Consider the following 914-nt stretch of genomic DNA (forward strand, 5'->3'; position numbering starts at 1 on the left):
CTGCGGGAGATGGTCACCGCCTCGCAGACCCTGCCGCTGCTGGTGGAACGCGAACGCGCCCTGTACGGCTCCTGGTACGAGTTCTTCCCCCGCTCCGAAGGCACCCCCGAACGCCCCCACGGCACCTTCCGCACCGCCGCCCGCCGCCTGGCGGCAATCGCCGCCATGGGCTTCGACGTCGTCTACCTCCCGCCGATCCACCCGATCGGCACCACCTTCCGCAAGGGCCGCAACAACACCCTCTCCCCCGGACCCGACGACGTCGGCGTGCCCTGGGCCATCGGCTCCCCCGAGGGCGGCCACGACGCCGTCCACCCCGACCTCGGCACCATCGAGGACTTCGACTGGTTCGTGACCCAGGCCCGGGCCGAAGGGCTGGAGATCGCACTGGACTTCGCCCTGCAGTGCTCCCCCGACCACCCCTGGGTGCACAAACACCCCGAGTGGTTCCACCACCGCCCCGACGGCACGATCGCCTACGCGGAGAACCCGCCGAAGAAGTACCAGGACATCTACCCCATCGCCTTCGACGCCGACATGGACGGCCTCATCGCCGAGACCCTGCGGGTGCTGCGGCACTGGATGGCCCACGGGGTACGCATCTTCCGCGTGGACAACCCGCACACCAAACCGGTCGTGTTCTGGGAGCGGGTGATCGCCGACATCAACCGCACCGACCCCGATGTGATCTTCCTGGCCGAGGCGTTCACCCGGCCGGCGATGATGCACACCCTGGCCCAGATCGGCTTCCAGCAGTCCTACACCTACTTCACCTGGCGCAACAGCAAGCAGGAACTGACCGAGTACCTCACCGAACTGTCCGGGGAGGCGGCCGCCTACATGCGGCCGAACTTCTTCGCCAACACCCCCGACATCCTGCACGCCTACCTCCAGCACGGCGGCCGGCCCGCCTT

The 914-nt window shown here is 68.6% G+C and carries 1 pseudogene; it reads left to right on the forward strand.

From position 1 onward, the window contains the following. Positions 1-914: pseudogene (locus CLM62_RS34765) on the forward strand (alpha-1,4-glucan--maltose-1-phosphate maltosyltransferase); the annotation flags it as partial.

This window comes from Streptomyces sp. SA15 (assembly GCF_002291145.1).
In the GTDB taxonomy this organism is placed as follows: Bacteria; Actinomycetota; Actinomycetes; order Streptomycetales; family Streptomycetaceae; genus Streptomyces.